Origin of the sequence: Paenibacillus cisolokensis (assembly GCF_018403665.1) — a bacterium.
Taxonomy (GTDB): Bacteria; Bacillota; Bacilli; order Paenibacillales; family Paenibacillaceae; genus Paenibacillus_AH; species Paenibacillus_AH cisolokensis.
The window spans coordinates 1-8817 of record NZ_BOVJ01000108.1; the positions used below are offsets into that span (position 1 = coordinate 1).

An 8817-nucleotide genomic window follows, 5' to 3' on the forward strand; every position below is an offset into this window, starting at 1 on the left:
AAAATACAGTATTTTTGGAAATTATCGCTTATCTGGCTTGAACGAATCAAAAAAACTGCACTATCGCAGCAATTTTCACATTTTGGTTACTTTCCCCCCGAAAATGCTGCACTTTTGCAGCTTTGTGCTTTTATTGGGTTTCTATGTCGGGACTGGTGTCAGTTCACAGCGGGAATGGTGCGAACGAATAAGGGCCGAAGTGTCACATTTTCAACATGGCTTTTGCCCGTATTTATCGCTATAATTGAAAGACAATTTGCAATCCTTCTGAATATAACCATTACGTAAAGCAAAAGGTGATTAAGATGATAACCAGTCGTTACCGAACCCTCGTCGTTGCGACATGTATCGGGATGCTGCTCGTGCTGCTGGCCGGCGCTCTCGTCACCAATACCGAATCCGGCAGAGGATGCGGAGACGACTGGCCGCTCTGCAACGGCAAGTTTATTCCGGCTTACACGCTCGAGTCGATGATCGAATATTCGCATCGTCTGATCAGCGGTATCGTCGGCATACTGGTGTTGGCCGCATTCGTCATGACGTTGCGCCGTTACAAGCAGCGCGAGCCTCTTACCTATGCCGGCGGGGCGCTGCTGTTCACCGTCGTGCAGGCGCTGCTGGGCGCTGCCGCGGTTCTGTGGCCGCAAACGCCGCCCGTGATGGCGCTGCATTTCGGCATCTCGCTGTTCGCGTTCGCCTGTACGCTGCTGCTCGCCGTCTGGGCGCACCGGACAAGCCGGGGCATCAGCGTCAAGCCCGCCTCGCCGGTGCCGAAATCCGTTTATCCGCGCGTCGTCGCCGTCGTCCTGTTTTGTCTCGTCGTCATCTATTTGGGCGCGTTCATCCGGCATACCGATTCGTCCGGCGGCTGCATCGGCTGGCCGCTCTGCAACGGGGCGGTCATTCCCGAGCTGGAAGGGGCGACGCTGATCGTCTTCCTCCATCGCGTTGCCGCGCTGCTGCTCGCCTTCGCCATTGCCGGCATGTACCTTCATATCCGCCGGACAAGCGAAGCATTGCGGAATGCGGCCGGTTGGGCGCTTGGGCTCGTCGTCGCGCAGGTGCTTAGCGGCGCGCTGGTGTCGTTTACCGTCACGAACGGCGATGTGTTTATTTTCACAAGCTTGCTGCACAACCTGATTATTGCCGGCCTGTTCGGCATTCTGCTGGATATCGCCATCCGTGCGCGGCGGTACCGGGAAGGAAGTGCCGCGGACTGACCTTGCGCCGGCGCTGCTGACACCGATGAAGGAGGCTGTCGATGCTGCGGATGATGTTCGGAGAGCCGCCCCGCCGGGCGGACGGCCCGCTCGCCGAAACGATGCGGGAGATGGACCGTTATATTGAAATATTGCAAAAGGCGATTGCCCGTGGGGAGGATCGGGATCGCAAGCTGCGGAAATATGAAATCTGGACGCAGGGACTGAAGCGTGCGCTCGACGAGCTGGAGCAAAGCCATTACGCGGCCTGCCGCTTCGGCTCGAAGGTGACGAGCGAATTCGAGGACGACATGTCGCCCGAGGAACATCTGGACTATTGCCGCCACGTCTATTTTGACAAAACGGGTTTATCCGCCTGTTTTCCATTCTCGACAAGCTCGGCACCTTTTTGAACGACTGCCTCGGTCTGGAAACGGAGCGGCTGAAGCCGCATTTCTCCTATTTTACGGTGCTGCGCCGCATGCGCCAGGAAGGACTGCATCCGAAGCTGCTGATGCCGCTCGACGAGCTGAAGAAACGGTACCGGCAGCCGGTCGACCGGCTGCGGGAGAGGCGGAACATCGAGATTCACAACATGAATGCGGAGCTGCAGGACGATCTTGTGCATAGCGTGCGCGCTTACGGCGAGGACGTCCGGCTGGAAAATATACGGCAGCATATGGAAGATTTGACCGAAGGTTTGACATTCGCCATCGAGTCGCTGCGCATCGCTTTTCAATATGTCGCCCGTTCGGCAAACGCGGAGTGAAAATGGTACAATAAACGGGATACCAGCATTCCACACGGGAGGGAGCGGGCTTGGAGCTGCAGGGTAAAACGGCTCTGATTACCGGAAGCGCCAAAGGGCTCGGCAAGCGCACCGCGCTGGAGTTGGCCGGGCAAGGCTGCAACATCGTGCTGAATTATGTAAGAAGCGAGGACGAGGCGCTCAGCCTGAAAGCGGAATTGGAAGGGCTCGGCGTTCGGGCGACGGCGATCCGGGCCGACATATCGTCGGAGGAGGATGTGAACCGGCTGGCCGAGCAGGCGACAGCCTGGTCCGGGGGCATTGACATTCTCATCAACAATGCCGGACCGTTCATTCGCGAGCGCAAGCGATTTGCCGATTACGAGCGGGCGGACATCGTCCGCATGCTGAACGGCAATCTAGTCGGCGTGATGCTGCTCGATTATTTGCTGCTGCCGGGCATGCGCCGGCGCCGTTGGGGGCGCATCATCCATTTCGGCTTCGGCCATGCCGGAGAAGCGAGAGCGTGGCCGCATCGGGCCGCTTACGCGACGGCGAAGACCGGGCTCGTCTCGTTTACGAAGACGCTCGCGGTCGAGGAAGCGGAAAGCGGCATTACGGTCAATATGATTTGTCCGGGCGACATTAGGGGAGCATACAAGGAGAAGTCGATCGACGAGGTGGAAGGCGTGACCGACGAGGAGTCGCCGCGCGGCAGGCCGGGTACGGGCGAAGATGTCGCGCGCGTCATTGCGTTTCTGTGCGCCGAGCGGTCGGATTTTTTGACGGGCAACATTATCGACGTGACCGGCGGCTTCGACCCGATCAAGCCGTCGATCAAAGGGTAGCGCGAAACGCAAAAAAGAATCCTGCCGCGTCATGTCTGGCAAGACAAGCGACTGCGGCAGGATTCTTATGTCTAAAAGAGCCGTTCCTTAAAATACTTGTACGACCTCTTGAATGCCTTCGACTTCTTCCAGCAGCGCACGCTCGATACCCGCCTTCAGCGTAATGGTCGAGCTCGGGCAGCTGCCGCAGGCACCCATGAGACGAAGCTTGACGACGCCGTCCTCGACATCGACCAGCTCGACGTCTCCTCCGTCGCGCTGCAGAAACGGACGAAGCTTGTCGAGAACGTCAAGCACCTCGTCGTACATGGACGTTTGTACGTTGTCGCTCATTGCAATCAACTCCTTTCTTCTCTATTATAATACAAAGCGGTCCGATTGAAAACGGACGGTTGAAGGCTGGGTGAAGCATCATGTACAAACCGATCATCGAGTTTTGCGCAAGCAATATGCATCACGGCACCGACAAGGTGCTCGAGAAGCTGGAGCAGCTGCCGGATGTCGATGTGATCGAATACGGCTGTCTCGGCCACTGCGGAGAATGCTTTATGTTCCCGTATGCGCTTGTCAACGGCGAATTCGTTTCGAGCGAAACGGCTGACGAGCTGTACGACCGGATTATGGAAGAGATCGAGAAGCAGCGCGCCGATCAGGAAGCGCTGGACAAGCTGCTGGACGATCTGTAAACGAAACCGGGCCGGCTTCAGCCAAAATGATTTTCGACATCCAGAGCACGCCGCTCTTCAGCACGCGCGGCACCCGTCCCAAAATGGCGGTGCGGCCCATAAGACCGAAGCCGGCTTTTTTGCCGAGCGAGCCGAGAATGCCTTTGAGCTTGATTTTGCCAAGCCGGGGCGTTCTGCCTTCCCATATCGCCTGAAGTACTTCGGCCACCTGCCGTCCCTGGGCTTCCGCGGCCTGTCCGCTCGGCGAGAAAGGAAGCGAAGCGCAATCGCCGACGACGAACACATTTTCGTAATCCGGAAGCTGGTGGTAAGGATTAATGATCAGCCGCCCTTGCTTGTCTTTCGGCAGCTGCAACTTTTGCACGATCGGAACCGGCTGAATGCCGGCTGTCCAGACCGTGGCGTCGGTTGTAATCGGCTCCGGATTGTTGGCGTCGTGCAGCACGCCTTCCTCCAGCCGGAAAAGCGACACATGGCCGCGCATTTCCACTTCGTGCTCGATGAACCATTCCGCCACGTATCGCTGCAGCTTGTCGGGGAAGGAAGACAGGATGCTCGGTCCGCGGTCGAGAATGCGGATGTTCAGATCCGGACGGCTCTCCCGCAGCTCGGCAGCGACTTCGACGCCGCTCAGTCCGCCGCCGACGATCGTAACCTGGCCGTAGGGCTTGACATCGTTCAGCCGCTGGTAGGTCCGGCGGGTCCCGGACAAAGTTTGGAGGCTCAAGGAATGCGCTTCGGCGCCCTCGATGCCGTGGTAATTGTCCGTGCATCCCAGCGCCAGAACAAGCCAGTCGTACGCTAACGGATCGCGGCCTTCGATATGAACGAGCTGCCGTGCCGGATCGACGGCGGTCACTTCACCGTATGTAACGGAAAGTCGCGGATCGACCGGAAAAGCGACGCGGATTTCCGATTCCGCGACCGTTCCGGCGGCAAGCGCGTAATATTCCGTCTTGAGCCCCTGAAAGGGCATCCGGTCGACAAGCACGAGCGAAACGTCGTCCGGCAGTTCGCCTTGAAGCAAATCGTGGGCAACGGTCAGTCCGCCGTAACCGCCGCCCAAAATAACTACTGTTTTCACGTATATCCCAACCTTAGATGACACGTTTGTCGTTTTTACAGTATGCGTCGGCCGGAACCGGATTAGTCGTACACGCGAATCTCGTTGTAGAACGTGTCCCGTTCGACCGGTATGCGGCCTGCGCCCTTGACGAGCCAGATCAGCTCTTCGCGCGTTATTCCTTCCGGCGTCAACGCACCTGCGGCGTGGCTGATCCGCTCCTTGACGATCGTGCCGTGGACGTCGGAGGCGCCCATCGCCAGCGACACTTGCGTGAGCTGCAAGCCGATGTTGATAAAATACGCCTTGATATGATTGAAGTTGTCCAGCATAAGGCGGCTGATCGCGATCGTCTTCAAATCTTCGAAAGCCGAATTGCGGCGGCGAATGCCGGCTTTCGGACTTTTCGGCTGCATCGACAGCGGGATGAAGACGAGGAAACCGTTCGTTTCGTCCTGCAGCTCCCGCAGCTTCAGCATATGGTCGATCCGGTCTTCGTGGCTTTCGATCGCCCCGTACAGCATCGTCGTATGCGTGCGCAGACCGAGCTCGTGGGCCGTCCGGTGAACTTCCAAATATTGCGAAACATCGGCTTTGGTGACATGCATTTTTTGCGGTAATAGTCGGATAATATTTCCGCGCCGCCGCCCGTCAGCGATTCGAGCCCGGCTTTCATCAGCTCCTGCAGCACTTCCCGGTAGCTGAGTCCGCTGATTCGCGCGAAAAAGTCGATTTCCGCCGCCGTATAAGCTTTCAGCGTCACATTGGGATAGCGTTCCTTCAGCGCCTTGAGCGAATCGATATAATATTGGAACGGTACGTGCGGGTTGTGCCCGCCAACGATGTGGAACTCGCGCACGCCGGGATGGATGTGCTGCTCGACGTATTCGATCATTTCATCGCCGGACAGCGTATAAGCCCCTTCGTCACCTTGGTCTTTGCGGAAGTTGCAGAAAGCGCAGCGGGCTTCGCAAACGTTGGTGAAGTAGAGGCTCATATTTTCGATAAAATATACTTTTTTGCCATTTTTCTTCCGGTTCACTTCGTCGGCAAGCTGGCCGATCGTCAGCAGATCGTCGGATTGGTACAGGAATACGCCATCCTCGCGGGTAAGACGCTCTCCGCTGCGGACTTTCTCGACGATGCTCTGCATCTGTTTTTGTTCGGTCGGAATAGCGACGTTCATAGATGTAACCTCCTTACGGCTCTCGTGTCAGCCCGATGGTTGGCAGCAAGAAGCGTCCTGAAAATCGATCTTTGTGAAAAAAAGTACATAGTGATCCCGTTTAACACGCCGCACTGTAAAGCTTGAATTCATTATAAACCTCCCCGCCGGCGCGGGCAACTATAAAAAGAGCGGATCGGCAGCCCTTGAGCGCAGCAGGGGATGTGAAGTATACTAGAAGTACCACGATTGGAGGGATGAAGCATGATCGCAATCAGCGAATCGGCATCTGATAAAATAAAAGAAATGCTCGCTCAGGAGGAGACGCCGGGGCTGTTCTTGCGCATCGGCGTCAAGGAAGGCGGCTGCAGCGGCTTCTCCTACGGGATGGGGTTCGACGACGAACAGCATGACACCGACAAGGTGATGGAAATACAAGGCTTGAAAGTTGTCGTCGACGAGGACAGCTTCAAATATTTGAACGGTCTCGAAATCGACTTCAAGGAGTCGGCGATGGGCGGCGGCTTTACGATCCATAATCCGAACGCCACGGTCACGTGCGGATGCGGCCAATCGTTCCGCACCGCAAGCGACGCAGGCAAGCCGAATCCGGAGCAGTGCTGAATAAGCCGCCATATCGGCGGATCGTCGAGCAGCCTGCGATTTCAAGCTTTCGTATCGGCAATTCATAGAACAGGTTCGAACAATGCGGATGACGTACCTTCCGAGCGGTTGATGTTCAATCAACTGCAAGGAAGGTTTTTTATCTTGCCGGAAAATCGCCTGCCGGAAAATTGGCGGGCGGATAATTACCTGTGACCTATACGGCCGGCAGAGCAAGCGCAGCGCAGGGGCGGAATCTTTTTTCGGCCCCGAATCTTTTATGATAGTGGAAAGGCCGACTGGCATTGCGGAATGGGAGGAATTCGGATGTATCGCATTCTGATTGTGGAAGATGACGATAAAATCGGCGACCTGCTCAAAAAGTCGGTCGAAAAATACGGGTTTGAAGCATATCGGGCGACGCGGTTTCGCGAGTTGACGGAGGAACTGGACATGTATTCGCCCCATGTCGTGCTGCTCGATATCCATTTGCCTTACTATGACGGCTTTACTGGTGCCGCCAGTTTCGGACGCGTTCCAAGGCGCCGATTATTTTCGTTTCGGCCCGCTCGGGAGAGATGGATCAGGTCATGGCGATCGAAAACGGGGGCGATGATTACGTCACGAAGCCGATCCCGATCGACCTGCTGATGGCGAAGCTGAAAAGCGTTCTCCGCCGCGCTTACGGAGAGTATGCCGGAGCCGGCTGGGCCGGCGCCGCGGCGGATGAAATCAGCGTCGGCGCATTGAAGCTGCATCGGGGGCGCTCCGAACTGGAGTGGCGGTGCCGCAAGGTAGAGCTGACGAAGAACGAGCGGCTGCTCGCCGAATGTTTGATGAAGCAGGCAGGCCGCATCGTCAGTAGGGAAGAACTGCTGGAGGCGTTGTGGGACGACGTGCAGTTCGTCGACGACAATACGCTCACGGTGAATGTGACGCGGGTGCGCAAAAAGCTGGAGGAGCTCGGGTTATCCGGACTTATCGATACCGTGCGGGGGCAAGGGTACCGGTTGAACGCCCCTGAAGAGGTGGGAGCATGATCGGGGAACACAAACGCGGCGTTCCCGCCGCTCGATCCGTCGCAGATCCGAACGAAAAGGACGGGGGGCAGCCGGACGCCGCCGGCGCATATCGCGGAGAGGACATGACCTCGACCGGGCAGACCATCGGCGCATATCGCGGAGAGGACATGACCTCGACCGGGCAGACCGCCGGCACATATCGCGGAGGGGAGATGGCGTGGACCGGGTGGGAATATTTGCGGGACCGTCTCCCGTTTCTCGGCGCTTTCGCCGTATCGACGGCGCTCGGCGTCTGCGTCCTGCTGCTGGACCGCTATATCGCGCCGGGCGCGCCGTCGCCGGAGAGCGTCATCTATGTGGCGGTGCTGGCCTGCTTCTGCATGGGAGTCTGGCTGCTGTCCGATTATATGCGCAAACGGGCGTTCTACCGCCAATTGAACGAAGCGCTGTCCAATACCGACGGGCTGCGTTCCGCCTTCGCGCTGCACGACGCCGTCTCCCGGGAGCAGCTGGCGGTGCAGCGGCTTGTTTATTTGCAGTACAAGGCTTATATGGACGAGCTGAGACGTTATCGCCGCCGGCAGGAGATGCACAATCATTACGTTCACCAATGGGTTCATCAGATGAAGACGCCAATATCGGTGATCGAGCTGCTGGCGCACGATGCGAAGCAGGCCGGGACCTTTGACGCGGACGAGACGAAACGGCTGTGCGAGAGCGTGCTGGAGGAGACGGAACGATTGACGCAAGGGCTGGAAATGATGCTGCATACGGCGAGGCTCGACAAGTTCGAGCTTGACCTGCACGTTGGCAGGGTGGCGCTGCACGAGGCGGCGCGGGAAGCGGTCAACGAGTTCAAGCGGATGTGCATTCGCCACGCCATATACCCGCAGGTAATCGGGGAAGGTTGGGCGGAAACCGACCGCAAGTGGATCGGGTTCGTCATCCGGCAGCTGATCAGCAACGCGATCAAATATTCCAAGCTGAAGCCGGGATCGAAAAAGCTGGTCATCCGCCTTGTCCGGACGGAAGGGAGCGGCGGCTGCGAACTGACGGTGCGCGACGAGGGAATCGGCATACCGCCGCAAGATTTGCCGCGCGTATTCGATCCATTCTTCACGGGGGAGAACGGCCGCGTTACCGGGGAATCGACAGGGATGGGGCTGTACCTGGCCAGGCAAATTTGCTCGAAGCTCGGGCACCGGCTCGCGATCGATTCCGTTCCGGGCGAAGGAACCGCGGTGACGATCGGATTTTCGTCCGCATCTCTGTACCATCAGACGGCCGGCGAATGGTCTCGCAGGGAAGAAGGCGGAAAGGAGGCGCGAATATGATCGTGCTGCATTGCAGCGGACTGGGGAAAGTATACAGCTCCAAAGGAAATGTGCAATACACGGCGCTGGACGGCATCGATCTGGACGTGGAGGCCGGCGAATTTATCGGGATCATGGGGCCTTCGGGCAGCGGCAAGACGACGCTGCTC

General features: G+C 57.8%; 9 protein-coding genes and 3 pseudogenes. 9 read left to right on the forward strand and 3 right to left on the reverse strand.

Annotated features, from left to right (window positions below; translation table 11 throughout):
• The 4 genes and pseudogenes from PACILC2_RS15325 to PACILC2_RS15340 form a co-directional block, all read left to right on the forward strand.
• Nucleotides 1–288 (forward strand): hypothetical protein (locus tag PACILC2_RS15325; RefSeq protein ID WP_213529354.1); only part of this gene is annotated, 288 nt, incomplete at its 5' end.
• 17 nt (nt 289–305) lie between these two features.
• A complete protein-coding gene (locus tag PACILC2_RS15330) occupies nt 306–1220 on the forward strand; it encodes a COX15/CtaA family protein (RefSeq protein ID WP_213529355.1) in 915 nt (304 codons plus the stop codon).
• Between the two features lie 110 nt (nt 1221–1330).
• Nucleotides 1331–1968 (forward strand): annotated as a pseudogene (locus PACILC2_RS15335) (Cthe_2314 family HEPN domain-containing protein).
• Nucleotides 1969–2024: 56 nt separating this feature from the next.
• Nucleotides 2025–2795 (forward strand): SDR family oxidoreductase, encoded by a 771-nt coding sequence (locus PACILC2_RS15340; protein WP_062496591.1) that lies wholly within the window; start codon nt 2025–2027, stop codon nt 2793–2795.
• A gap of 87 nt (nt 2796–2882) precedes the next feature.
• Here the strand turns inward: PACILC2_RS15340 and PACILC2_RS15345 are convergent, their stop codons facing one another.
• On the reverse strand, nt 2883–3128 hold the full coding sequence (locus PACILC2_RS15345) for a NifU family protein (RefSeq protein WP_062491515.1): 246 nt from the start codon (nt 3126–3128) through the stop codon (nt 2883–2885).
• A gap of 80 nt (nt 3129–3208) precedes the next feature.
• On the opposite strand from PACILC2_RS15345, the gene PACILC2_RS15350 reads away from it, so the two are divergent.
• Complete coding sequence (locus PACILC2_RS15350) at nt 3209–3481, forward strand: YuzB family protein (RefSeq protein ID WP_062491517.1); 273 nt, start codon at nt 3209–3211, stop codon at nt 3479–3481.
• Here the strand turns inward: PACILC2_RS15350 and PACILC2_RS15355 are convergent.
• Together PACILC2_RS15355 and mqnE are read right to left on the reverse strand one after the other, a co-directional pair.
• Nucleotides 3414–4565: an NAD(P)/FAD-dependent oxidoreductase gene (locus PACILC2_RS15355; RefSeq protein ID WP_213529356.1), complete on the reverse strand. Its 1152-nt coding sequence runs from the start codon at nt 4563–4565 to the stop codon at nt 3414–3416. The genes PACILC2_RS15350 and PACILC2_RS15355 overlap by 68 nt on opposite strands.
• 62 nt (nt 4566–4627) lie before the next feature.
• Nucleotides 4628–5730 (reverse strand): annotated as a pseudogene (gene mqnE, locus PACILC2_RS15360) (aminofutalosine synthase MqnE).
• A gap of 243 nt (nt 5731–5973) precedes the next feature.
• Here mqnE and erpA point away from each other — a divergent pair.
• From erpA to PACILC2_RS15380, 4 genes and pseudogenes are all read left to right on the forward strand, one after another.
• On the forward strand, nt 5974–6333 hold the full coding sequence (erpA, locus tag PACILC2_RS15365) for an iron-sulfur cluster insertion protein ErpA (RefSeq protein ID WP_062491523.1): 360 nt from the start codon (nt 5974–5976) through the stop codon (nt 6331–6333).
• A gap of 306 nt (nt 6334–6639) precedes the next feature.
• Nucleotides 6640–7352 (forward strand): annotated as a pseudogene (locus PACILC2_RS15370) (winged helix-turn-helix domain-containing protein).
• Complete coding sequence (locus PACILC2_RS15375; RefSeq protein ID WP_213529357.1) at nt 7349–8668, forward strand: sensor histidine kinase; 1320 nt, start codon at nt 7349–7351, stop codon at nt 8666–8668. Before PACILC2_RS15370 ends, PACILC2_RS15375 begins: the two are co-directional and overlap by 4 nt.
• A partial coding sequence (locus PACILC2_RS15380; RefSeq protein WP_213529358.1) for an ATP-binding cassette domain-containing protein occupies nt 8665–8817 on the forward strand: 153 nt, incomplete at its 3' end. The genes PACILC2_RS15375 and PACILC2_RS15380, both read left to right, overlap by 4 nt.